Origin of the sequence: Bacillus sp. NPDC077027, from assembly GCF_050269555.1 — a bacterium.
Classification (GTDB): domain Bacteria; phylum Bacillota; class Bacilli; order Bacillales; family Bacillaceae; genus Bacillus.
Map to the genome: position 1 here is coordinate 928,798 of NZ_JBNNIO010000001.1, position 23,818 is coordinate 952,615.

The following is a 23,818-nucleotide window of genomic DNA, read 5'->3' on the forward strand; positions in this document are numbered from 1 at the left end:
GATTTAAATTTTTTGTTTTTATTGCAATTTTTTAGCTTTAATTAAGCCAAGAATGTAGAAAGTATTCAAAAACAGTGGTAGAATATGATTGGAAGCGTTTTATTACATAAATTTGGTCATTATGTTCTGGAAGTTATATTGAAATAGTATACAATCACTTGATGATCAAAGTTGGGGGTAGTGTTCAAAATGTTTCAAAATAATGTGAAACAAACGTTGAGTTGGGAAGAATTTCATGGTCCGAACCTCGGCTATGTGCTCGAGCTCTACGATCAATATGTTCAAGATCCTAATAATGTTGATGAAGATCTACAGGGCATGTTTGCTGAACTTGGTGCACCACCGAGTGACATGAAGGAGGAAATTGGGAAAAAAGAAAATAGCATAGTTACTTCTGAACAAATCCAAAAGATAGCATCAGTCGTTAAACTGGCAGAAGATATCAGAACGTATGGCCATTTAAATGCTTCCGTCAATCCACTTCGTAAAGAAAAAGAATTACAAGAGTTGTTTCCTTTAAAGGATTACGGCTTAACAGAAGAAGATGTTAAAAACATTCCGGCATCTATTATTAGTGCAGATGCACCTAAACACATTACAAACGGCATAGAAGCCATTGACCATTTAAGAAATACGTATAAACGAACCATTTCGTTTGAGTTTGATCATGTTCATGATTTCGAAGAGCGGAATTGGCTCCTCAAATCTGTAGAATCTGGAGAATTATTTACAAAGAAACCAGCAGAAAAGCTTGTTTCAGTGTTTAAAAGATTGACAGAGGTTGAGCAATTTGAACAGTTTCTTCATAAAACATTTGTTGGACAAAAGCGCTTTTCCATTGAGGGATTAGACGCACTTGTTCCAGTACTTGATGAAATTATTTCAGAGTCTGTTACACATGGGACTTCAAATATTAACATTGGGATGGCTCATAGAGGACGTTTAAATGTCCTAGCGCATGTACTTGGAAAGCCATATGAAATCATTTTCTCTGAATTCCAGCATGCGCCAAATAAAGAGCTTGTCCCATCAGAGGGCTCGATCGGTATTAGCTATGGATGGACAGGGGATGTGAAATACCATCTTGGTGCCGATCGACAATTTAAAGATGAAGATACAAAGAGTGCAAGAATTACACTTGCTAACAACCCGAGTCACCTTGAATTTATTGATCCAATTGTAGAAGGTAGCACGCGTGCCGCACAGGAAACAAGAACACAAAAAGGGTACCCATTGCTGGATGTGGAAAAATCACTAGCAATCTTGATCCATGGTGATGCAGCATTTCCTGGAGAAGGAATTGTAGCAGAAACTTTAAATTTAAGTCAGTTAGTTGGCTACCAAGTTGGTGGAACCATTCACATCATTGCAAATAACATGATTGGTTTTACAACAGAGAGCAAAGAATCTCGTTCTACGAAATATGCAAGTGACCTAGCAAAAGGATTTGAAATACCGATTGTTCACGTGAATGCAGATGATCCTGAAGCGTGCCTTGCAGCGGTTCAGTTAGCTGTTGAATATCGTCGAAGATTTAAGAAAGATTTCTTAATCGATCTGATTGGTTACCGTCGCTTTGGTCATAATGAAATGGATGAGCCAGCGACAACACAACCGATGCTCTATGATGCTGTGAGAAAACATAAAACGGCGAAAAATATTTTTGCTGAAAAGTTGGAATCCGAAGGGCTTCTTACAAAAGAGCAAAAAGAAGAAATTGAGCAGACGGTGACAGCTAAAATCGAAGAGGCCTATCAAAAAGTCCCTTCCAAGAAAGAGCATACGATTCGGGAGATTGAACTGCCTGAGCCGGTATCAAATGGCTTCCCAGTAGTCGATACATCAGTTGAATTTGATGTGCTCAGAAAACTGAATGAAGAATTGATCAACTGGCCGAAGGACTTCAATGTGTTTGGAAAGTTAAAGCGGATCCTTGAAAAACGAGCAAAGGTGTTTACAGACGACCGGAAAGTGGAATGGTCTCTTGGTGAAGCACTTGCATTTGCATCTATATTAAAAGACGGTACGCCAATTCGAATGACAGGGCAGGATTCAGAGCGTGGCACATTTGCGCAAAGAAACCTTGTTCTTCACGACAGCAAAACGGGAGAAGAGTTTCTTGCTCTTCACAAGCTATCTGATGCCAATGCATCATTTACTGTCCACAATAGCCCATTGTCTGAGGGATCTGTTATTGGTTTTGAATATGGCTATAATGTCTACTCTCCTGAAACATTGGTCATTTGGGAAGCTCAGTTTGGAGACTTCGCCAATGCGGCTCAAGTTTATTTTGATCAATTTATTTCAGCTGGACGTGCAAAATGGGGACAAAAATCAGGACTTGTTATGCTCTTACCACATGGTTATGAAGGTCAAGGCCCAGAGCATTCAAGTGGAAGAACAGAGCGCTTCTTGCAGTCGGCCGCTGAGAACAACTGGACAGTTGCCAATTTAACAAGCGCAGCACAATACTTCCATATTTTAAGAAGACAGGCGAAGATGTTGTTACGTGAAGAAATTCGTCCGCTCGTCATTATGACACCAAAGAGTCTTCTACGTAATCCAAACACATTGTCCGAGGTACAAGAACTGACAGATGGACAGTTCAATCAAATCATTGAACAACCAGGTCTGACGCATGATCATGAAAAAGTCACGCGCCTTGTGCTTTCTAGCGGGAAGGTGTCTATTGACATTAGTGATCGCTTTACTCAAACAGAAGAGCCGAAAGAATGGCTTCATATTGCAAGAGTGGAACAATTGTATCCATTCCCTGCAAAGGATATAAAAGCAATTCTTGCGAAACTGACGAATCTTGAAGAAATTGTATGGGTACAGGAAGAACCACAGAACATGGGGGCTTGGGGTTATATTGAACCATACTTACGCGAAGTTGCTCCTGGAAAAGTAAAAGTACGTTATATCGGTCGCAGAAGACGTTCTAGTACGGCTGAAGGCGATCCAACTGTGCATAAAAAGGAACAAGAACGAATTGTATCAGATAGCTTGACTCGCAAAAACTAAGGGGGAAATGAAAAATGGCGGAAATTAAAGTACCTGAATTAGCGGAATCGATCTCGGAAGGAACAATTGCTCAATGGCTGAAACAGCCGGGCGATTATGTGGAGCAAGGTGAGTACTTGCTTGAACTTGAAACAGATAAAGTCAATGTTGAACTAACTGCAGAAGAGTCTGGTGTATTAAAAGAAGTGCTAAAAGATTCTGGTGACACAGTGCAAGTCGGCGAGGTCATTGGAACCATCGCGGCAGGTGAAGCAGGCGGAAGCGAGTCCGCAAGTGCAGAACCTCAAAAAGAAAGCGCACCAGCTCCAAAAGAGGAACCAGCAAGTCAACAAGAAGAGGCCAAAGCTGGAAACAACAGAACGATTGCTTCTCCTGCAGCTAGAAAATTAGCAAGAGAAAAAGGCATTGACTTATCTGAAATTCCAACCGCAGATCCGCTGGGCAGGGTACGAAAGCAGGATGTTGCTTCTTTTAATAAGAATGAAGCTCCTGCAAGTGCACCAAAGGCAGCTCCACAACCTCAGAGCTCGTCGGTGCAAAATGATCAAGTAGGTAAACCTGTGGAGCGCGAAAAAATGTCGCGTCGCAGACAAACCATTGCAAAACGTTTAGTTGAAGTTCAACAAACCGCTGCCATGCTGACAACATTTAACGAAGTAGATATGACAGCCGTTATGGACTTAAGAAAACGTCGTAAAGATGCGTTCTTTGAGCAAAACGATGTAAAGCTTGGCTTCATGTCATTCTTTACGAAAGCTGTGGTAGCCGCACTAAAGAAATATCCGCTCCTCAACGCTGAAATTCAAGGTGATGAGCTTGTCATTAAGAAATTCTATGACGTCGGTATTGCTGTTGCTGCAAACGAAGGTCTTGTTGTACCGGTAGTACGTGATGCAGATCGTCTTTCATTTGCAGGTATCGAAAAAGAAATTGGCCATTTAGCGAAAAAAGCGAGAGACAACAAACTGTCCCTTAGCGAATTACAGGGCGGCTCATTTACCATTACAAACGGAGGAACATTCGGTTCTCTTCTTTCTACACCAATTTTAAACAGCCCACAAGTTGGAATTTTAGGCATGCATAAAATTCAGCTTCGCCCTGTTGCAATTGATGAAGAGCGTTTTGAAAATCGCCCGATGATGTATCTTGCTCTCTCTTACGACCATAGAATTGTTGATGGAAAAGAGGCAGTTGGATTCCTTGTCACAATCAAAAACTTACTAGAAGATCCTGAGCAACTGTTGCTTGAAGGTTAAATGAATAGAAATCAAAAGCTAGCCTCCCTAAGGGGCTAGCTTTTGATTGTTGACAAATGGCTAAAATGATTTATTTTAGCCATTTGACTTCTTTTTTTCAGCGTGTATCTACTTGTTTTGTTCTGTGCGCTTCGACCAGAATGTGGCAAGCCATGAACCGGAAAGATTGTGCCAAACACTAAATATAGCACTTGGTACTGCTGCAAGTGGTGAGAAATGTGCTGTTGCAAGCGCTGCACCAAGCCCAGAATTTTGCATTCCTACTTCAATTGCGATCGCTTTTTGTGAAGCATAGTCCATTTTGCACCATTTCGCAATCAAAAAACCAAGTAAAAGGCCAAGACCATTATGTAAGATCACTACAGCAAAAATCAAAAGCCCTGACTGAATAATTTGTTCTTTATTTGCACTGACAACAGCAGCAATAATGACAACAATCCCAATCACTGAAACAAGTGGCAGTCCTTGAACTGCGTAGGAGACTTGTTTTTTAAATGTCAATTTGACAAAAACACCTAGAAGAATAGGGAAGAGAACAACCTGTAAAATTGAGATGAACAAAGCGCTAGGTGATACAGGGAGCCATGATTGTGCAAAAATCAAAATGAATACAGGTGTTAACACAGGTGCAAGCAGCGTAGAGATAGTCGTCACTGCGACTGAGAGTGCAGTGTTTCCTTTTGCCAGAAAAGTCATAACATTTGAAGCTGTTCCACCTGGACAACACCCTACGAGGATCACACCAACAGCAATTTCAGCTGGCAGCTTGAGTCCATATGCAAGTATAAATGCGATAAGAGGCATGCACGTATATTGAGCGACCACGCCTATTAGTACATGAAGCGGTTTACGAAACAGCTCTTTAAAATCTTCGGCGGACAGCGTAAGTCCCATCCCGAACATAATGATACCTAATAAATAAGAGATATAAGGTCCAATCTTTGCAAATTCGGCTGGGAAAATAAAACCAAGTAATGCAAATACAATGACCCATACAGCAAAGGTACGGCCGGCAAATTGACTAACTTTTAAGAGTATGTTCATTTATTCATTCATCTCGCTTTCCTCATATCTTACCTATTTTAAATGAATCTTCTGAAAAAACAATCGATATCCTTATATTTGAATGACAATAACTTTATTATGTCAACTAAAAAGTAGATTCTAACTGTCTATATGAAGTGATCTCTTAATAGGGAGCCCATTTGACGTGTTTCACCTGTTTGTGCAAAATCCACATTTACCTATAACGAAAATAATTACATCCAAGCAGGAAAATGCTGAAGTGGAGCGCGATTCGCTGGTTTTTTAGCATTGTAGAACTTTGACTGTCCAGAATTAATGAAAAACGAATCATTTTTGGAGTTTGAATAATATATTCGTCTTGTTAATGCTGATAACCCTCAGCATTGGCACAGACACTTAGAATAGCGGAATTGTTTATCACTCTATTATATTCATGACTTGACATGAATAAGAGGTGGAAATATAATTGTCACAACAACTATAATCACGACTATTATAGAGGAGGTCAACCTTGGAATTAGAAAAATATATTGGTGTTAATGTACAGCGCGCGGCACTAAAACTGAATAATTACTATCAAAAGGTAGTCAATCCGTTTGACATTACAGTCGATCAGTGGGAAATACTAATCGTCCTATGGGAAAAAGAAGGGATTACTCAAAAAGAACTTGCCGAGAGGCTGCACAAGGATCAAACGAATGTTGCACGAATGCTGTTTAAGCTGGAAAAGAAGGGATTTATTTATCGTGTGGTTCATGAAACGGATAGAAGGTCTTTGCGTGTATATTTAACTCCTAAAGGACGAGATATTAAAGATGAAATTCTTGCTCCTTCCATTGAAGCATATAATAAAACCATTCAGGGGTTATCCGAAAAGGAAGTTGAAATGTTTAGAAGGATTCTTAGTGTAATGTATAACAACGTCAAAGATCTATAACCCAAAGAGAAGTCTCTCTAGAAGTGATTCTCTCCACATTAAAGGGGAGAATCACAATTGGACATCTCATTTATCTTTTTGGATCATATAATTGCTATAGCAATTATAGTTGAGACAATTAAAACTTATTCTAAAGGAGAGTTACAAGATGAAAATATCACCAAAAGAAATAGGGGTATTCGACGCCAAGTACAGAGCATTGACCATTGGGATTATTCTTGCTGTAACTACCGTTGCGTTTGAAAGTTTAGCAGTTGTTACGATTGCTCCAAGCTTAGCTCAAAAATTGAATGGGCTCCATTTGTACGGCTGGATATTCAGCTCTTTTCTTTTGGCACAAATCCTTGGAACGATGATCATAGGAACGCGGATCAATAAAAACGGCGTATTTGCATCGTTTGGCATATCCATACTGTTTTTTGTGATCGGCATCGTGATTGCTGCTACTTCCGTGAATATGATTACCCTAATTATAGGAAGAGTGTTTCAAGGTTTTGGTGGCGGCGGTATCATTACGTGTGTGTATTACAGCATTACTTTAGGTTATCCCGATAAGCTAAGAACGAAAATACTTGCTTTGTTTTCCGGCGCATATATTTTACCTGCACTAATTGGCCCTTATATTGCTGGGCTTATTGCGGAGCAAATATCCTGGAGAGTTGTTTTTTGGCTTGTGCTTCCCTTCATTGGTTTGGCTGTCATGCTGACGCTTCCTGCTTTTCGCAAATTTACAGTTAGAGTAACTACCCCATCCAAGAATAACCAAAAAGAAGGTTTTGCAGTGCTACTGACTATTGGAACGGGAATGCTGCTGGTTGGGCTAGGCTTTATAACCGATTGGAAAGGAATTGTACTTTCGGTAGCGGGATTGCTTATTATGATTCACCCTTTGCGAAAGCTGCTGCCTGAGGGTACCTTAAGTGCCAGAAGAGGTTTACCGGCTACGATTGCTTCAAGAGGATTCTTTGTTGCTAGTTATAATGCGACCGAGAGTTATGTTGTCCTGTCTTTGACAGATGTGAAAAAGCTTCCTGCAGATATGGCGGGATTAATTGTAGCTGCGGGTGCATTAAGCTGGTCAGCGGCAGCCTGGCTTCAGTCAAAGTTTGATGCTAAAGACCATGGGCTGGGCCGAAAGAAACGGGTAACCGTTGGTATTGGATTTATGATCATTGGAGTTTCTGCGGTCATTCTCGCTATTAGTCTCCCTGAAGGGGGGATCGTATTTGCAGTGATTTCACAGCTATTCACTGGATTTGGCATCGGTTTGGCACATCCTACGACTGGAGCGATTGCACTGCAGCACACGAAAACAGGTGAAGAAGGAGAAATATCTGCCAGCCTTCAGTTTACAGATTCATTTAGTCCGGGGCTAAGCATTGGAATAGGCGGTGCCCTCATTGCCGTTAGTCAATCACTAAATTTGGGTTTGTTGACGGGAATAATATTGGCTCTGTCTCTTCAATTGCTTTTCGTTCTCTTGAGCTTTGCGATTTCCTTTCGTATCAAGCAGGCGAAAACTTCGGAGGAGTAACCGATTCCGTTCTGAATACCGGAAAATGGGATATGCGCCCCTACATCGAATGGACGGTGCGAGTCAGTTTACAGTCGGACGTAGATTAATACAATGTTCAGGTCATCCTGGCATGATAGGCTAGATGCTACCAAGGACATTCTTACAAAAAAATAGCAACATATGTATGTAGCTGGACAGTCAAAAGCTCTACTTATGGGTTTTGTGCATTTTTAAGAGAATGGCTCGTATATCACCGTATTCATGTACCTGCCTGTCACATGCAATAACAAAAAAGCCGATGACAATGTCATCGGCTTTGCTGCGTGTCCATTAATCTTGGAGGTTAATCCATACACTTTTCACTTCAGTGTAATTATTCAACGCATACGAGCCCATTTCTCTGCCTAAACCTGATTGTTTGTAGCCTCCAAACGGAGAGGCAGCATCAAAGACATTGTAGCAATTGATCCAAACCGTTCCAGCCTCAAGGCGAGCGGCAATCTCATGTGCATGCTTTAGGTTTTCTGTCCAAAGCCCCGCAGCAAGCCCATACTCTGAATGGTTGGCACGCTCAATGACTTCATCGATGGAGTCATATGGAATTGCAGATAAGACAGGTCCGAAGATTTCTTCTTTGGCAATGGTCATATCATCGTCTACATCTCTAAATACAGTAGGGGCAACAAAGTAGCCTGCTTCATAAGGGCAATGTCCACCGATGACGGCTGTTGCGCCTTCATCAATTCCTTTTTGGATATAACCTAATACACGCTCATGTTGCTCTTTACTGACCAGTGGCCCAATTTGAGTATCACGATGCAAACCGGCACCTTGTTTAAGCGATTTTGCATATTGAGACATTTCATCAATGACTTCATCATATTGACTACGGTGAACGAATACTCGCGATCCGGCACTACACACTTGACCTTGGTTAAACATAACACCGTTTAAAGCACCAGGGATCGCTTTCTTTAAATCAGCGTCTGGTAAGATGATATTAGGCGATTTCCCGCCAAGCTCAAGTGTTACCCGTTTGATCGACTTCGCTGCTTTTTCCATGATTTTTTTTCCAACACTTGTTGAGCCAGTAAAGGCAAGTTTGTTTACATCAGGATGATCAGTTAATGCTTCACCTGCTGTTTCACCAAAGCCTGGAACAATGTTGATGACACCATCTGGGAAGCCGGCTTGATCAACAAGTTGTGCCAAATATAGTGCGGATAATGGTGTTTGTTCTGCGGGTTTTAACACAATTGTACAGCCCGTTGCTAAAGCAGCACCCATTTTCCACATTGCCATCAGGAGCGGGAAGTTCCATGGAATAATCTGTCCTACGACGCCAACTGGTTCATGGCGGGTATAATTAAAATAACCTTGACTGACTGGAATGGTCTGTCCAGAAATTTTGGTGGTCCAGCCTGCATAATATCTCATATGTTCAATAGCAAGCGGGACATCGGCATTTGTTGTTTCATTGATTGGCTTACCATTATCAAGTGTTTCTAGCTGTGCGAGTTCAAGTTTATTTTCTTCCATAAGGTCTGCAAGCTTAAACATTAAGCGTGCTCGTTGGGAAGGAGGCATAGAGCGCCACGGTCCATTAAATGCTTTCCTTGCCGCTTTTACCGCATCATCAATGTCTTTTGCACCCGCCTCATACACATCAATGAGGGTTTCACCAGTCGCTGGATTTGGTGTAGCGAATGTTTTTTCATCATGACTTGTCACAAATTTCCCGTTAATATAGAGTTTTTTTGTACCTTGGAGAAAAGATTCGAGTTTTGAACTGACTTGAAGTGTTGTAGAGCTCATTAATTAACAAACCTCCTTAAAGATATCGTTTGTTATGCGAGTTCTAAGGTGGAAAAAAAGCGGACAAAAATGAGCATCGAGCTCAGTACGTATACAGATGTAAACGTATACAACTATGATATTACACGTTGCATTTGAAATCAATGAATAACGCTCATTGCATTTCATCAAAAAATGGCTACAATAAATGTATAGATGAAAAAAGGAGTTTTTGAAAATGATCCATCAAAACTGGCAATCGACAGAAACGATTAAAAACGTGAAGTGTGTACATACGAATGCAAAAAAATATATGGTTAATCGTGCTTTAACAGAAGGAAAAACATATGAAGTGAAAAATGAAACAGATGAGTTTTTATTTGTTATTGACAATACAGGCAAAGTAGCCGGTTACTATAAAGATTACTTCGAAGTGACACCTACTGAATGATTTTTGCATTCATCACTCATACTAAGGAAAATAGTAAAGGGTGATGAACAAAATGAAGAAAGAACCAACTGAAAAGCAAAAGAATGATACGTCTTATCTGAATGAGAATGAAGAGGCAGATATGGCGATAACCCTCGAACAAATTTCTGATGTGTATGCTGAAGGGACAATAGACACTCCAAAAGATGAATAGGCATTTTTAGCAAAAAGTAGTGATCCAAAAAGTGTCACTACTTTTTTGCGTGTAGGATATAAAAGGTGTATATTTTCACTTGAATACTGAAACTTTTTTCCTGTTTAAAGCGTCTAATGATATAGAGGAAAGAGCATCGTTTAAAATAGAAAAAGTTAAATTAAATTTAATCTGTTCGTAATGGAATATCGTTTGCTTATAGCGTATTCTATAAGGGAGAATAAAACGTAAGCATAGAATGATGTTACCGTTTTGTCATACATGAAATTGATGCAGGAAGAGGGGTTTTACGTGGGTATTTTTTCTGTCAGTAAAAATAATGATACGAAAAAGTTTGAATCCTTACTCATCGAGGGAGAAAGGATTGAGGCTGTTTATAGACTACGTCACGACCAAATCTGTTTTACAAATAAAAGACTCATTTTTGTTGATAACCGCGCGTTTTCCAAAAAGAAAGTCAGGGTCTCTTTACCATATCGATCAATTGAAAGCTTTGCCATTCAGGAGGCTAGTGTATTTGATCAGGAAACAGGCATGTTGATCGTCACAAATGCCAAAATATTTGAACTTGATTTTTCAAAAGACACAGACCTTAGTGATATTCAAGCCATCTTAACAAAACATCTTTGTTTGTAGCAGCGTTTACATAAATAAATTGCACTTTTCTCATTTTTACCTTCATATTTCATATGATCGCAAGAAGCATGTGCCTCTTCCAATGAAAATGGAAGAGGCTTTTTTATGCTCAGTGTTTGAATGAGGACAAAAAGGGATAAATATGAAACAGACACAGAAAGGAGAATGAGTATGAATGTATTAGTCGCAGGAGCAAACGGCCATACAGGCCGTCTTGTGCTCCACTATTTAAAAGAAAAAGGGCATGTACCTCTTGCATTGATTCGAGATGAAAAACAAAAAGATGCCCTTGAAAAAATCGGAGCTATTCCAGTCATTGGTGATCTCGAAAAAGATGTGACAAATGCTGTAAAACAGGCTGATGTGATTATTTTTGCTGCTGGGTCTGGATCAAAAACGGGGCCTGATAAAACAATCTCAGTTGATCAAGAAGGGGCAAAGCGTCTGATTGATACGGCGAAGAATGAAAATATCCAGCATTTTGTGATGTTAAGTGCATATAATGCCGATGATCCTGAACAGGGAAAAGGTCAAGGTAATATGGAAATTTACTATCAGGCGAAAAAGAATGCTGATACACATTTAAAGCATTCTGGACTTTCCCATACAATTGTTCGTCCAGCTGCACTCTTGCATGATCGTAAAACGGGCAAAATAGAAGTGGCAGAGCATCTTCCAAACGATCGTCAGCTTGAGGTAACACGAGAAGATGTTGCCATTGTTCTTGTTGCTAGCTTAACTGAACCAAATGTTAAAAATAAAACCTTTGATATGATCAATGGTGAGACACCGATAGCAGAAGCACTTCGCACACTTTAATTCATCTTCCGTTACCTCATATGGTAGCGGAAGATTTTTATGTTTTCATTCACTTTGAAAAGGGAAGGAAAGGACAAAGGAGTGATTGGTCGTGAGCTTAACTAAAAAACAGCAAGACGTTTTACATGAAACATTAATACAGTTGAAGAAAGAAGTCACTGGATCTAAAAAAAAGGATGAATCAATGCTGTCAGCAGTAAGCGAATTATCCAATGGTGTTGGCAATCATTTAGCTGATCATAGTAGCATTTATTTAGATCAAGTGGACGATCAGCATACGGAATATGTGAAAAGACAGGGGAAGCCATTCCGTATGAGCGACTTTTAGTAGTCCCTTATACACGATATTCGCTAGATGCGAAAAAAGAAAAGGAAACAAATGAGGATCCGAATGAATTTGACCGATCCTTTTCGAATCAGATGCGTAATTTAACAAATAAAGAAACAATGGACCAAAAACATGCTGATACGTATGAAATATTGGAACAAGAGCAAGACATTGATCTAGATGTAGAAAAATAATGGATTCTGCAAGAAAACACGTTTTTTCAGTATAGTTTTATAATGATGTAAAATATAAATAGCTACACTGAAAACATACACGAATAGATAAGTAAACTTATCTTGAATTTTTATAAACTTTCGTGTAATATAGTTTGAAGGCTGCGATGTACGTAATGTTAATTAAGTTTTAACCTTTAAGCTGTAATAGGGAGTTTTATATTGAAGCTGGTATGTCAGGCCTCCTTTAGAGAGGAAGACAGAAACGTTTCTGCAAACACCCACTTTGAGGAGTGGTGGTTTAAAACTTTCTTACTTAGATTACGGCATCTGCAGCTTTCCCATAATTGATTAAGCCATTTTCCGTTTTGGAGAATGGCTTTTATTTTTGCGAAAATATGATTTTTTTGAAGTCAGTACCTGAACTGATATCATATGGTAAAATGTACAAAAAGCCTAAGACAGACAGAGAGGGAATATGATGTTAGATAGAGCTGAAGCACTTCTTGACCAATACTACGGATTCAAATCCTTTCGCAATGGACAACAACAAGCAATAGAATCCATTGTAGCAAAAAGAAAGGATACGGTATGCATTATGCCTACTGGTGGAGGTAAATCTGTTTGCTACCAAATTCCAGCTTTATTGATGGAAGGGACAACCATTGTAATTTCCCCACTGATTTCTTTAATGAAGGATCAAGTAGATGCATTAAATGAAATGGGCATACCAGCCTCCTTTTTAAATAGTACACTCACATCAGCCGAAATGAATGAACGACTTAAAAAATGTGAAAGCAATGAATATAAATTGCTCTATATTACACCAGAGCGTTTACAAAACGAGCGCTTCTTTCAGTTGCTTAATCAACTAGTCATCCCCCTCATTGCTATTGATGAGGCACATTGTATTTCTCAATGGGGACATGATTTTAGACCAAGCTACCGATATATCAAGGATCTGTTAGAGAAAATGACGGTCAGACCTATTGTTGCTGCGTTAACTGCGACAGCAACAAAACAAGTACATCAAGATATTTGCAACGAGCTGCGAATTGATCAAGAGAATACGATATTCACTGGTTTTGCCAGAGAAAATCTTTCTTTTAAAGTGGTAAAAGGGGAAAATAAAGATCGGTTTATCACACGATATATTGAGAAAAATCGTTTAGAATCGGGCATTATTTATACTGCCACTAGAAAAGAAGCTGAGCAGGTATTTGCAAGGCTTAAAAAGCAACAGATCAAAGCTGGTATTTATCACGGTGGTTTAGATGATGATGAACGAGAGGAGCAGCAAAACCTCTTTATCAATGATCAAATACAGATCATGGTCGCTACTTCTGCATTCGGCATGGGAATTGATAAATCAAATATTCGTTTTGTCATTCACTATCAAATCCCAAAGGATCTAGAAAGTTACTATCAAGAGGCAGGACGTGCTGGTAGAGACGGATTAGAAAGTGAATGTGTTCTCTTATTCTCACCTCAAGGCGTCAGAGTGCAGCGATTCCTGATTGAACAGTCAATGACAGATGAAAGTCGGTACAATCATGAGCTTCAAAAACTGAGACAGGTCGTTGATTTTTGTCATACGGAAAATTGTCTCCAACAATTTATCATCCGATACTTTGATCAACAAACAGATGAAGTTTGTCACAAGTGCAGTAACTGTCAAGATGATAGAGAGAAAGAAAATGTCACAAGAGAAGCTCAAATGGTTCTATCCTGTACAGTCAGAATGAATGAACGTTTTGGGAAAATGCTGATCGCACAAGTGCTAGCAGGCTCTAAAAATAAAAAAGTGATAGAGTTTCGGTTTGATCGTTTACCAACCTATGGATTAATGAAACAGCATTCGACTCAGTATATCAGCGAATTTATTGAATTTTTAATTACAGAAGAGTATTTGCAGATGTCTGATGGAACCTATCCTACATTAAAAGTTTCACATAAAGGAAAGCAAGTACTTATTGGTGAAGAGACTGTCATGAGAAAGACGGAAATCAAAACAACTGCAATCGTTGAAAACGATGAGTTGTTTGAGCGTTTAAGGGTGCTACGAATGAAGTTAGCTAGAGAACAGGGAGTACCTCCTTTTGTTGTTTTTTCTGATCAAACATTAAAAGAAATGTCTGCATTAGAACCAAAAAACGAGGAGGAGCTATTAAGGATTAAAGGTGTAGGAGAACAAAAAAGGGAAAAATACGGAGATTTATTCTTGAAAGAAATTTTATCATATCGCGAAAAATAGAAAAAATGAGGTTTTTTAGTGCTATTTCAAAAAAAATAAATATTTTTTGAAGAGAAATTCAAGGACATCAACGCTGTTTTTTCTTTCCTACAAAAACGCTGTCATGGTGCGGGCTTTATGGGTTTAGTGGTGTCATTTTCCAGTCGAGTGAGATGTTTCATGTAAAGGAACTGTAATCTAAAACATATCGTTTTGTTATTGAAATGACATTTACTTATGTTACGATAGCACTCGTTAGCCGCCATAAAAAGCTAACAAGGGAGGATTTACTTTATGAAGAAGACTATTATGTCCTTGGTTGCTGTAGCAGCAATCTCGTCAACAGCAATCGGAGCGCAGCAAGCTTCTGCAAAGGAAATCACTGTGCAGAAAGGTGATACGCTTTGGGGAATTTCACAGAAAAATGATTTGTCCCTAAAGGACCTAAAGGGTTGGAACAATTTATCTACAGATCTCATTTTGGTAGGCGATAAATTGACAATCTCTTCAAAAGAGAAAACTCAGGAGCAGTATAAAGTCCAGAAGGGAGACAGCCTCTGGAAAATCGCTCAAAAGTTCAATGTGTCAGTAAGCGATATTAAGTCTTGGAATAACTTAAACTCAGATATAATCATTGCCGGTTCAACATTAAGTGTTGCTGGTCAAAGCTCTGCTCCGGTAAGCTCAGAGCCTGCAAAAAAACAGGCACCTGTCCAAAAAGAGCAAACAACAAAAAAAGCTGCTCCTAAACAGGAAACAGCAGCAAAAGCAGAAACATCTTCTGCAAGTCAAAGTGTACAAAAAGAAATGACTGTTACGGCTACGGCGTATACAGCAAATGATGGTGGAATCTCAGGTATTACGGCAACAGGCGTAAACTTAAACAAAAACCCTCATGCAAAGGTCATTGCAGTTGACCCTAGCGTGATTCCACTAGGAAGTAAGGTTTATGTTGAAGGCTACGGTGAAGCCATCGCAGCAGATACTGGCGGCGCAATTAAAGGTAACAAAATAGATGTACACGTACCTAGCAAATCCCAAGCAAAAAACTGGGGTGTTAAATCAGTCAAAGTAAAAGTACTTAACTAGTTGTCTATCGTTTTTTGGAATTAAGCATCAGGTGGCGGCCTGATGCTTTTATTGTACCCTTTTTTTTGTGAAAAAAACATAGATTTCTGAAAAATTTGTTTCTTTGATAAAAAAAATAAACCAGCGTGTTTCCGAGTGAAACGCTGGTTTATGAATTCATTGATCCATCCAATAAATTTCTCCACTTTGGTTTTTCCAATTGATTTGAACATCAAAATGATGTTTTTCATAGAAGTGAATGAGTCTATCCACATGATCCCAGTCTCTTTTGACAAGGTCGCCTGTAATGACAGGTATGTTTTGATCTCTAGCAATCTCTTTTAAATGTTTCATGCAAATAGAGCCATAACCATTGTCTGGCGGTCCTTTGATATCAGCAATATGAATTTTTCCTTCTTCGGGATATTCGGCAATTAAAGAGAAATCAGATTGTCCACGAAATGCCTTTTCACAGTCACTTAACATAATTTTGCACATTTCACCGTTATCAATTGCAGAGACAATCATCCAATCATCTTCATTCGCTTGATCAATACCGATAATTCGCGCTTTTTTTGAGATATCTTTTATATTTTCCTGCATTCGATACATCTGGAATTGCAAATGATTGATTTCTTTTTCTAATTCCTTCACATCTTTAGACGTGTTTTGTAAAGTATACATATATGAATGCTCCTTCCTATATGGAATATGGTAAAAAAACATACAATTTCCAATTCTAATAGAAGAGAAGCAAAGTTTCAACCGCTAAAGCAATGCCAAAAACGGAAGTTTGTCTAAATTTCGACGAAGATTGCGATTTAATTGACATTATGTCTGAAGTTAACTAACATACTCTTAGTTGGAACTAATAAAGAGGGGTTTTTCAAACATGAATGAACAGAAACAAAAACCGAGAAATTTTACAGGGGTTGTTGTCGCGTTAACAATCGCTATAAATGGATTAATTGCTTTGCTCTTTTTGATGCCGAAAACAGATAAATTTAGCCACCTGGATATTACTTTCCTGCCACTATTAAATGCGGTAATGAACAGTTTTACTTTCATCTTTTTATTATCAGCGCTCATGATGATTAAGCAAAAGAATATTAAAGCACATAGGCGTTTTATCTTTGCTGCATTCTCGACAACGCTTGTGTTTTTGATCTCTTATGTAACCTATCATTCAATGGCTCCAGATACTCACTTTGGGGGCGAGGGGATCATTCGTCCGATTTACTTCTTTATTTTGATCACACATATTCTGCTATCTGCAATTATTGTTCCTTTAGCACTCATCACACTGTTTAGAGGGGCACAAATGCAAGTAGAACGTCATCGTAAGATTGCTCGTTGGACAATGCCACTATGGTTATATGTCAGTCTTACTGGTGTCATCGTGTATATTTTAATTTCTCCATATTACAGTTAAGCGTATGCCCATTTAGGGCATACGTTCTTTTATTTACAATGTGATGTGTATTGGATAAAATGGAAATTGGGTGATCCTAAAGAGGAGGTGTTACCTTCTTATACGATATGAGTCATTTTTGCCGTTTGCTTGTTTTAAGGACATGAAAGCTATAGAAACGGGGGTTACAATATGACGGAACAATTGGCGTATAAACCTGGGCTTGAAGGCATTATCGCAAGTGAAACAAATATCTCCTATCTAGACGTTGAAAAAGAAGAAATTGTCATTCGAGGCTACGATCTCATTGAATTGGCACAAAAGAAAACCTTTTTAGAAACCGCCTATCTGCTCATCTATGAAAGATTACCAGATTCGATTGAACTTCATGACTTTGAACAAGTTATTTCTTCACACGCCGCAATACATCCAACCATTCAAATCATTCTCAAACAACTGCCGAAAACAACACATCCAATGGATGCTATGAGAACATGTATATCTGTTCTTGCAGGATTCGATGAAAAGCTCCATCTTATGAACTTAGAACACCATCAACAGCGTGCTGTCCGGCTCTTAGGTCAGTTACCAACGATTGTTGCTGGAAGCTACCATATTTTAAATAAAGATGCCACTATTTCTCCAGATACGAATTTAACCTACACAGAAAACTTCTTATATATGCTAACAGGCCGTATTCCATCTAAAGACGAAACCACCGCATTTGATCAAACCTTAACCCTTTACAGTGAACATGAGTTACCGAATTCTACCTTTGCCGCAAGAGTCATAGCTTCTACACATGCTGATATGTATGGTGCTTTTACTGGTGCCATTTCCTCCTTAAAAGGGAATTTACATGGTGGGGCAAATGAAGCAGTGATGTATATGCTACTTGAAGGAAAAACAGTGGAAGGATTTACGTCTCTCATTGAAAAGAAGCTAACCGCTAAAGAAAAAATAATGGGTTTTGGTCACCGTGTATACATGAGAAAAATGGACCCTAGAGCCGCATTGTTAAAACGCTCATTGAAAGCGCTTTCTGAACTAAAAGGTGACAGAACGCTATATGATATGTGTGTAGCAGGCGAAGAGCTGATGAAAGAAAAGAAAAATCTATATCCGAATCTCGATTATTATGCAGCGCCGATCTATTATGTACTTGGGATTCCAATCTCTCTTTATACACCTATTTTTTTCGCCTCAAGAGCAAGTGGTCTTGCAGCTCACGTCATTGAACAACACTTACACAATCGAATATTTAGACCTAGAGTCCGTTATCTAGGGGCGAGGGGACTCACTTTATCAAACAAATGACATGAATATGGAGGCGTGACTATGAACAACACTATTTTAGCAAAGCAAACGGATCAGCTTTTAGAAGAAATTGCAGCATATACCGTTGATGCAGAGGTGACGAGTAAAGAAGCGATTGAAACAGCAAGATATGTATTAATAGATACGCTTGGCTGTGGTATTTTGGCACTGAGTTATCCAGAGTGTACAAAACATCTTGGACCAGTCGTACCTGGAACAATTGTGCCCAACGGAGCAAGAGTTCCTGGTACATCCTTTGTGTTAGATCCAATTCAAGCTGCATTTAATATTGGATGTATGATTCGTTGGTTAGATTATAATGACACATGGCTTGCACAAGAATGGGGGCATCCGTCTGATAATTTAGGCGGAATTTTAGCAACTGCAGATTATTTAAGTAGAGAAAGGCTAACGAATGGTCAAGATCCTCTTACAATGAATGATGTGCTACACGCAATTGTTAAAGCACATGAAATTCAAGGGGTTTTGGCTTTGGAGAATAGCTTGAATCGGAATGGACTAGATCATGTGCTATTTGTAAAAGTGGCATCAAGCGCCGTTGTCTGTGCAATGCTTGGCGGAACAAAAAAGGAAGTCCGGAATGTGCTCTCACAGGCATTCATTGATAATTCACCACTTCGCACATATCGCCAAGCACCAAATACAGGATCGAGAAAATCCTGGGCAGCAGGGGATGCAACGAGCCGAGCAGTCAGACTGGCTATGATGACATTGAAAGGCGAAATGGGCTATGATACACCGCTGAGTGCTGGAGGCTGGGGATTTCAAGACGTTCTATTTAAAGGGCAGAAGCTCACACTCAGTCAGCCGCTAGGTTCATATGTGATTGAAAATGTTCTGTTTAAAATTGCTTATCCTGCTGAATTTCATGCACAAACAGCCGCTGAAGCTGCCATGAAACTACATGCAGCTGTGAAGGATCGAATTGAAGAGATAGAACGTATTGAAATTACAACACATGAATCTGCAATACGTATCATCGATAAAAAAGGACCGCTATACAATCCAGCAGATCGAGATCATTGCTTACAGTATATTACCGCGATAGGACTTATTTACGGAGAGCTAACAGCCGATCATTATGAAGATGAAACAGCACGAAATCCTTTAATTGATCGTTTAAGAGATCAAATGATTGTCAAGGAGGAGCCTCGCTATTCTGCTGATTATTTAGACCCGAAAAAAAGATCGATTGCTAATAGTGTTCAAATTTTCTTTACAGATGGTTCAATGACCGATCGGGTGGAAATGGAATATCCGTTAGGTCATCGTAGAAGAAGAAAAGAGGCTTTGCCGCTTCTAGAATCGAAATGGATGTATCATTTAAAAACGAGATTTCCTCAAAAACAGGTAGAACAAATTGTTACGCTCTGTCAAAATCCAAATCAACTAAAAACAACATCTGTCCCAGCATTTATGGATTTATTTGTGATATAAGGAGGAGTCACCGTGTGGATCGTGAATGAAGAAGCAAGTCAAGAGTCTCTAGCAAAAGCATTTATTGAACAAATGAATGGATCTGAACTATTTCAAATTCCAGGTGTTCACGATGGAATGTCCGCATTATATGCGAAAAAAATGGGCTTTAAAGGGCTATATTTATCAGGAGCAGCTTTTTGCGGTAGTAAAGGTTTACCCGATCTTGGAATAATCCACTCAACAGAAATGGCAGAAAAAGCGAAAGAAGTGATCAGGGCTTCAAATTTACCGCTCTTAGTCGATATGGATACTGGCTATGGCGGCGTGTTAAATGTGGCAAGAGCAGCGAAGGAAATGGTTGAGAGTAGGGTAGCTGCAGTTCAAATTGAAGATCAGCAAATGCCGAAAAAATGTGGACATTTGAATGGAAAAGCACTTGTACATGTCGAAGAAATGGTCGCAAAAATTAAAGCGATAAAACAGGTTGCACCAACACTTGTTGTTATCGCTCGAACAGATGCAAAAGCAGTCAATGGAATGGACGATGTCATCGAGCGTTCCAATCGATATATCGAGGCAGGAGCGGATGCGATTTTTCCTGAAGCACTTGTGACGGAAGAAGAATTTTTACGTGCGGCAAAGGACATTCATGCACCAGTGCTTGCTAATATGACAGAGTTTGGAAAAACCCCATATTTTCATGCAACAGAGCTTCAAGCGTTTGGTTTTCAAATGGTGATCTATCCAGTTACATCGCTTAGGGTAGCGGCGAAGGCATATGAACGATTATTTTTAGAGCTTATGCAAAAGGGAACACAAGAGAACATCTTAAGTGAAATGCAAACGAGAAAAGAATTATACGAAACCATTCACTATGACGAATATGAAGCAATGGATCAGCATCTTGCCAAAACAATTCTCCCGCAAATTGGAAAAGAAAATGGATAATTCGAAAAGCACTTCCCAAAATAGTAGATTTACCACTCAATTTTTCTTTATAAATCTTTTCAACCCCAAATTGTGTAAGTGCATCAACTTGCAAACCCAAGAGTTTTGTTCCTCTGTACTTACACGTGCATAACCAAAAATCATCATTCATCACCTGCAAAAGTTATTTATGAACCTACTTTGGCACCAAAAACGGTGTTAGATATTAAAATGTAACTTTGATTTTAGGAATTTGGATAATGTGATTAACAGTACCATAAACGAATGTTTATGGTATTTTTTTGTGGAAAATTGTACTTAAGCTAACTGCGTAGGATAGTGAGACAAGCTTTTATGCCATTCTAAACGAAAGAATTATCATAAATAGACAGTATATTGACTAAAATAGAAAATGTGATACTCTTAATTTAGACAGTATATTGACTAAATTGGAGGTTGGATATGGAGATTTACAGAGAACTTTTTTTAATGCAACAAACTTATGCTACCTTATTTTCACTAGCAAATAAAATTCAGGTAAAAGGTGACAAGTACCTTGAGCTTTTAACATCAAGACAGTATATGGCAATGGTTGCAATTGCCCATTTACCTGAAGATGAAACGACTTTGAATAATATTGCTAGAAAATTAGGTACTACAAAACAGAGTGCAAAACAGTTGATTTCAATTATGGAAAAAAAGGGTTATGTGAATGTGATTCCTAGTAGGAAAGATAAACGTGCGATTAACGTAAGTATTACTCAAATCGGAATAGAGGTATTACTTGTTGTTACAGAAAAAGGAACCTTCTTTTTGGAAGAACTTTTTAAAAAGTTCTCAACTGAAGAATTGGAAACAATGTGGAAACTTTTAAAGAAACTTTATAGTTTTGACGGTCAAGAGCACGACGGATTTGAAGAAGATGGAAATATAAAAATGGATGAAGATAACAATGAATTACACTCGAGAGTCATAAAGGAGTTTGAGCGACGAAGAATTCAAGCAATTAATAGGGGAAATAAAATATGAAAAAATTGGATAGGCGGCTAATTTATTTTCAAGAATATATAACAATCTTTTGAAATGTTTTTAAAATGATGGATAAGGGAGAGCAATCATTATGTTTGAAATCAGTGACGAAACATTACGCTTAATTAAAAAGACCTGTAAAGGAAAAAAACATTTAAATTTAACTATTGGCTATTTAACAGACAATCAATCTGTAATAAAAATTTATAATGAAAACGGTGAACTTGATTCATCAAAAAAATACCATTATGAAATTGGATCTATTACAAAGACTTTTACTGCATCATTGCTGTCAAAATATGTATTTGAAAACAAGATGTCAATAAACGACCCAATACAAAAATATATCGGAGAACTTAGGGAAGATGAGTATTATCCTACATTGCTCCATCTTGCTACTCACTCTTCTGGATATTCAGGAAGACTACCATTAAATAAACGGGAATATTTTCACCTAATTTTAGATTTGATTACTGGCGATGGTGATATGAATAATCCTTTGAATATGGACTTTAACAAAATGAAAATGCTTATTGAAAGAAATAAATTGAGAGAAATGGATTATTCATGGAAATATTCAAATTTCGGCATATCACTTATTGGGTATGGATTGGGAATTGTATCAGGCAGGGGATTTTGGGACACCATGAATGACTTTCTTCATAATGAACTGGGCCTCTCCGATACATATTTAGGCACATCAAATCAAAATTTACATGGTTATAATAGAAAAAATAATGATTGCGGCAACTGGAAATGGAACAAAGAAAATCTTATATCACCCGCGGGCGCAATAAGTTCAACTGCTGATGATTTACTTAAATATGCCCAAAAAAATATTTGCGAAGATAAACCATATTTGTCTCTTTGTCATAAAAAACATGGTATTGGAAATAAGAAGTATGATATGGGTCTTGGATGGATGCTTTTAAAGGAAAACAATAATGTTATTTTGCATGGCGGTGGAACAGGATGCTTTAGTTCATTTTTAGGGATAGATAAAGAAAAGAAAGTTGCCGCAGTCGTTTTGGCCAATTATCAATTAGGTGGAAATGCTGATGGGAATATTGGAATTTCTTTATTAGAAAGCCTCCAAAGATCAAAAAATATTTAGTAACTAAATGCAATTGTTCATGCTTTTTCTAATAGCAGAAAGGGAAAGTGGGTTTATGACACCTATTGCCATACTTGCAGCGATTTGTTTTGGATAACTGCCATTGTTGCATAGAAAAATGTAGTTTGTGAATAAATACACTAAATAATCAATCTTTTTTATAAAAACAGTTCTTAAAATTGAAAGAAAGCTATCAACCGATCGAAAAGGCTATAGATTTTATAAATCAAATGCGAAAGAAAGTGCATCCTTGAAAACTGTACAAGATCCAAAAATCATCAAAAGACCATTTTAAGGCACGTATGAAAGGCCTTTTTCAATATCATTCATAGATAGATCATAAATACTTTAAAAATAAAAAAGACTGTAGAAAAACAAAAGTTTCTCTACAGTCTGAGCACTTCCCGAAAAGGGAAATGCTTTTTACGTTGATGGTGAGGATGATGAAGCCAGATTCATTTTCTCTTCAACTGTTTTCGTTTTTTCTTTTACTTTTTTAGCATAAGTGAAGTCTCCAAAGCAGTACGGATACCGGAAGTTGTCTTTATTTCCTCCGCACGTATAGAGCTTGGGGTTTCGTTTCACTTGCTTTTCGGAGTATTGCTTTGCCAAATCTTCGGAATGTTTTCCCCCGTTTTTTGCAACAAAATCAATATAGCCTGTCCCCATATTATAGCTTTGGATAATGGTTTCCAAATCGACGCCTTTTTTCTTACCATGCTTGTACATGGCGGAAAAATGATGGACTCCTTGCTTGATGCTTTTGTCTGGGTCATTGATTTCATTTCGTTTCAAACCAAGAGATTCAGAGGATTGCATTGGGTCGCCACCTCTGCCCTTTGATTCCTGGTACATCATACCGAGAATAAGTGAGGTATATTGTACCAAATCTTGATCTCTTAATTCAGTTTCAACAAGCGGTTTGTAATCATTCAATCTCGACAAAACAATCGTTTCCGTATCAATGGGCAGTTTTTTGATTTCTTTTTGATGAAAAGAAATCAGAACGGCCGCTGATATGAAAACAAATAGAAAAATCGTGAAACAGCCTGAAATGGCAAAACATCCTGTTTTTCTCTTTTTCAAGGTCATGTTCACCCCTGTTTTGCCCCGCTTTTAAAAGGGA

20 protein-coding genes, 1 other RNA gene and 1 pseudogene are annotated in these 23,818 nt (G+C 38.4%); 18 read left to right on the forward strand and 4 right to left on the reverse strand.

Annotation, left to right across the window (positions count from 1 at the left end):
* Positions 1 to 189: 189 nt before the first annotated feature.
* On the forward strand, positions 190 to 3,024 hold the full coding sequence (gene sucA / locus ACQKEZ_RS05220; RefSeq protein WP_427299215.1) for a 2-oxoglutarate dehydrogenase E1 component: 2,835 nt from the start codon (positions 190 to 192) through the stop codon (positions 3,022 to 3,024).
* A 14-nt stretch (positions 3,025 to 3,038) separates the two neighbouring features.
* Positions 3,039 to 4,280 (forward strand): 2-oxoglutarate dehydrogenase complex dihydrolipoyllysine-residue succinyltransferase, encoded by a 1,242-nt coding sequence (gene odhB / locus ACQKEZ_RS05225; RefSeq protein ID WP_427299216.1) that lies wholly within the window; start codon positions 3,039 to 3,041, stop codon positions 4,278 to 4,280.
* Between the two features lie 108 nt (positions 4,281 to 4,388).
* Here odhB and ACQKEZ_RS05230 read toward each other — a convergent pair whose 3' ends face one another.
* A complete protein-coding gene (locus ACQKEZ_RS05230) occupies positions 4,389 to 5,324 on the reverse strand; it encodes a bile acid:sodium symporter family protein (RefSeq protein ID WP_427299217.1) in 936 nt (311 codons plus the stop codon).
* Between the two features lie 493 nt (positions 5,325 to 5,817).
* Here ACQKEZ_RS05230 and ACQKEZ_RS05235 point away from each other — a divergent pair, with 493 nt between their 5' ends.
* Both ACQKEZ_RS05235 and ACQKEZ_RS05240 read left to right on the forward strand, forming a co-directional pair.
* Positions 5,818 to 6,243, forward strand: coding sequence for a MarR family winged helix-turn-helix transcriptional regulator (locus ACQKEZ_RS05235; protein ID WP_427299218.1), 426 nt, complete (start codon positions 5,818 to 5,820; stop codon positions 6,241 to 6,243).
* Positions 6,244 to 6,391: 148 nt separating this feature from the next.
* Entirely contained in the window at positions 6,392 to 7,777 is a 1,386-nt protein-coding gene (locus ACQKEZ_RS05240) for an MFS transporter (RefSeq protein ID WP_427299219.1), read from the forward strand.
* A 312-nt stretch (positions 7,778 to 8,089) separates the two neighbouring features.
* Here the strand turns inward: ACQKEZ_RS05240 and ACQKEZ_RS05245 are convergent, their stop codons facing one another.
* Complete coding sequence (locus ACQKEZ_RS05245) at positions 8,090 to 9,574, reverse strand: aldehyde dehydrogenase family protein (RefSeq protein WP_427299220.1); 1,485 nt, start codon at positions 9,572 to 9,574, stop codon at positions 8,090 to 8,092.
* Between the two features lie 217 nt (positions 9,575 to 9,791).
* Here ACQKEZ_RS05245 and ACQKEZ_RS05250 point away from each other — a divergent pair, with 217 nt between their 5' ends.
* The 8 genes and pseudogenes from ACQKEZ_RS05250 to ACQKEZ_RS05285 all read left to right on the forward strand — a co-directional run bounded on the left by ACQKEZ_RS05250 (position 9,792) and on the right by ACQKEZ_RS05285 (position 15,475).
* The gene (locus tag ACQKEZ_RS05250; RefSeq protein ID WP_427299221.1) at positions 9,792 to 10,004 is read left to right on the forward strand and encodes a DUF6501 family protein; all 213 of its coding nucleotides are present in this window, start codon (positions 9,792 to 9,794) and stop codon (positions 10,002 to 10,004) included.
* Between the two features lie 52 nt (positions 10,005 to 10,056).
* Positions 10,057 to 10,197 (forward strand): DUF4025 domain-containing protein, encoded by a 141-nt coding sequence (locus ACQKEZ_RS05255; protein WP_427299222.1) that lies wholly within the window; start codon positions 10,057 to 10,059, stop codon positions 10,195 to 10,197.
* A gap of 291 nt (positions 10,198 to 10,488) precedes the next feature.
* Positions 10,489 to 10,833, forward strand: coding sequence for a PH domain-containing protein (locus ACQKEZ_RS05260; protein WP_427299223.1), 345 nt, complete (start codon positions 10,489 to 10,491; stop codon positions 10,831 to 10,833).
* A 171-nt stretch (positions 10,834 to 11,004) separates the two neighbouring features.
* A complete protein-coding gene (locus ACQKEZ_RS05265) occupies positions 11,005 to 11,652 on the forward strand; it encodes an SDR family oxidoreductase (RefSeq protein ID WP_427299224.1) in 648 nt (215 codons plus the stop codon).
* 91 nt (positions 11,653 to 11,743) lie between these two features.
* Positions 11,744 to 12,174: pseudogene (locus ACQKEZ_RS05270) on the forward strand (TraR/DksA family transcriptional regulator).
* 135 nt (positions 12,175 to 12,309) lie between these two features.
* Positions 12,310 to 12,496: non-coding RNA, 6S RNA (gene ssrS / locus ACQKEZ_RS05275), on the forward strand.
* Between the two features lie 138 nt (positions 12,497 to 12,634).
* The gene (recQ, locus tag ACQKEZ_RS05280) at positions 12,635 to 14,407 is read left to right on the forward strand and encodes a DNA helicase RecQ (protein ID WP_427299337.1); all 1,773 of its coding nucleotides are present in this window, start codon (positions 12,635 to 12,637) and stop codon (positions 14,405 to 14,407) included.
* 273 nt (positions 14,408 to 14,680) lie between these two features.
* Positions 14,681 to 15,475, forward strand: coding sequence for a LysM peptidoglycan-binding domain-containing protein (locus ACQKEZ_RS05285; protein ID WP_427299225.1), 795 nt, complete (start codon positions 14,681 to 14,683; stop codon positions 15,473 to 15,475).
* A gap of 156 nt (positions 15,476 to 15,631) precedes the next feature.
* Here ACQKEZ_RS05285 and ACQKEZ_RS05290 read toward each other — a convergent pair whose 3' ends face one another.
* Positions 15,632 to 16,138: a hypothetical protein gene (locus ACQKEZ_RS05290; RefSeq protein ID WP_427299226.1), complete on the reverse strand. Its 507-nt coding sequence runs from the start codon at positions 16,136 to 16,138 to the stop codon at positions 15,632 to 15,634.
* A gap of 208 nt (positions 16,139 to 16,346) precedes the next feature.
* Between ACQKEZ_RS05290 and ACQKEZ_RS05295 the strand changes: the two genes are divergently transcribed.
* The 6 genes from ACQKEZ_RS05295 to ACQKEZ_RS05320 all read left to right on the forward strand — a co-directional run bounded on the left by ACQKEZ_RS05295 (position 16,347) and on the right by ACQKEZ_RS05320 (position 22,692).
* The gene (locus ACQKEZ_RS05295) at positions 16,347 to 16,886 is read left to right on the forward strand and encodes a DUF420 domain-containing protein (protein WP_427299227.1); all 540 of its coding nucleotides are present in this window, start codon (positions 16,347 to 16,349) and stop codon (positions 16,884 to 16,886) included.
* A gap of 171 nt (positions 16,887 to 17,057) precedes the next feature.
* Positions 17,058 to 18,182, forward strand: a complete 1,125-nt coding sequence (mmgD, locus tag ACQKEZ_RS05300) for a citrate synthase (RefSeq protein ID WP_427299228.1) — start codon at positions 17,058 to 17,060, stop codon at positions 18,180 to 18,182.
* A gap of 21 nt (positions 18,183 to 18,203) precedes the next feature.
* Positions 18,204 to 19,640: a bifunctional 2-methylcitrate dehydratase/aconitate hydratase gene (locus ACQKEZ_RS05305; RefSeq protein WP_427299229.1), complete on the forward strand. Its 1,437-nt coding sequence runs from the start codon at positions 18,204 to 18,206 to the stop codon at positions 19,638 to 19,640.
* A gap of 12 nt (positions 19,641 to 19,652) precedes the next feature.
* Positions 19,653 to 20,570, forward strand: a complete 918-nt coding sequence (gene prpB, locus ACQKEZ_RS05310) for a methylisocitrate lyase (protein WP_427299230.1) — start codon at positions 19,653 to 19,655, stop codon at positions 20,568 to 20,570.
* Positions 20,571 to 21,011: 441 nt separating this feature from the next.
* Complete coding sequence (locus tag ACQKEZ_RS05315; protein ID WP_427299231.1) at positions 21,012 to 21,578, forward strand: MarR family winged helix-turn-helix transcriptional regulator; 567 nt, start codon at positions 21,012 to 21,014, stop codon at positions 21,576 to 21,578.
* A 91-nt stretch (positions 21,579 to 21,669) separates the two neighbouring features.
* Positions 21,670 to 22,692, forward strand: a complete 1,023-nt coding sequence (locus tag ACQKEZ_RS05320; RefSeq protein ID WP_427299232.1) for a serine hydrolase domain-containing protein — start codon at positions 21,670 to 21,672, stop codon at positions 22,690 to 22,692.
* A gap of 423 nt (positions 22,693 to 23,115) precedes the next feature.
* Here ACQKEZ_RS05320 and ACQKEZ_RS05325 read toward each other — a convergent pair whose 3' ends face one another.
* A complete protein-coding gene (locus tag ACQKEZ_RS05325) occupies positions 23,116 to 23,778 on the reverse strand; it encodes a lysozyme family protein (protein WP_427299233.1) in 663 nt (220 codons plus the stop codon).
* Positions 23,779 to 23,818 lie beyond the last annotated feature (40 nt).

Coding starts and splice junctions, on each gene's coding strand:
- ACQKEZ_RS05250 (WP_427299221.1), top strand. CDS start 9,792: ATGATCCATCAAAACTGGCAATCGACAGAAACGATTAAAAACGTGAAG.
- ACQKEZ_RS05315 (WP_427299231.1), top strand. CDS start 21,012: ATGGAGATTTACAGAGAACTTTTTTTAATGCAACAAACTTATGCTACC.
- ACQKEZ_RS05255 (WP_427299222.1), top strand. CDS start 10,057: ATGAAGAAAGAACCAACTGAAAAGCAAAAGAATGATACGTCTTATCTG.
- mmgD (WP_427299228.1), top strand. CDS start 17,058: ATGACGGAACAATTGGCGTATAAACCTGGGCTTGAAGGCATTATCGCA.
- sucA (WP_427299215.1), top strand. CDS start 190: ATGTTTCAAAATAATGTGAAACAAACGTTGAGTTGGGAAGAATTTCAT.
- ACQKEZ_RS05240 (WP_427299219.1), top strand. CDS start 6,392: ATGAAAATATCACCAAAAGAAATAGGGGTATTCGACGCCAAGTACAGA.
- ACQKEZ_RS05285 (WP_427299225.1), top strand. CDS start 14,681: ATGAAGAAGACTATTATGTCCTTGGTTGCTGTAGCAGCAATCTCGTCA.
- ACQKEZ_RS05290 (WP_427299226.1), bottom strand. CDS start 16,138: ATGTATACTTTACAAAACACGTCTAAAGATGTGAAGGAATTAGAAAAA.
- ACQKEZ_RS05265 (WP_427299224.1), top strand. CDS start 11,005: ATGAATGTATTAGTCGCAGGAGCAAACGGCCATACAGGCCGTCTTGTG.
- recQ (WP_427299337.1), top strand. CDS start 12,635: ATGTTAGATAGAGCTGAAGCACTTCTTGACCAATACTACGGATTCAAA.
- ACQKEZ_RS05245 (WP_427299220.1), bottom strand. CDS start 9,574: ATGAGCTCTACAACACTTCAAGTCAGTTCAAAACTCGAATCTTTTCTC.
- ACQKEZ_RS05230 (WP_427299217.1), bottom strand. CDS start 5,324: ATGAACATACTCTTAAAAGTTAGTCAATTTGCCGGCCGTACCTTTGCT.
- ACQKEZ_RS05295 (WP_427299227.1), top strand. CDS start 16,347: ATGAATGAACAGAAACAAAAACCGAGAAATTTTACAGGGGTTGTTGTC.
- odhB (WP_427299216.1), top strand. CDS start 3,039: ATGGCGGAAATTAAAGTACCTGAATTAGCGGAATCGATCTCGGAAGGA.
- ACQKEZ_RS05320 (WP_427299232.1), top strand. CDS start 21,670: ATGTTTGAAATCAGTGACGAAACATTACGCTTAATTAAAAAGACCTGT.
- ACQKEZ_RS05305 (WP_427299229.1), top strand. CDS start 18,204: ATGAACAACACTATTTTAGCAAAGCAAACGGATCAGCTTTTAGAAGAA.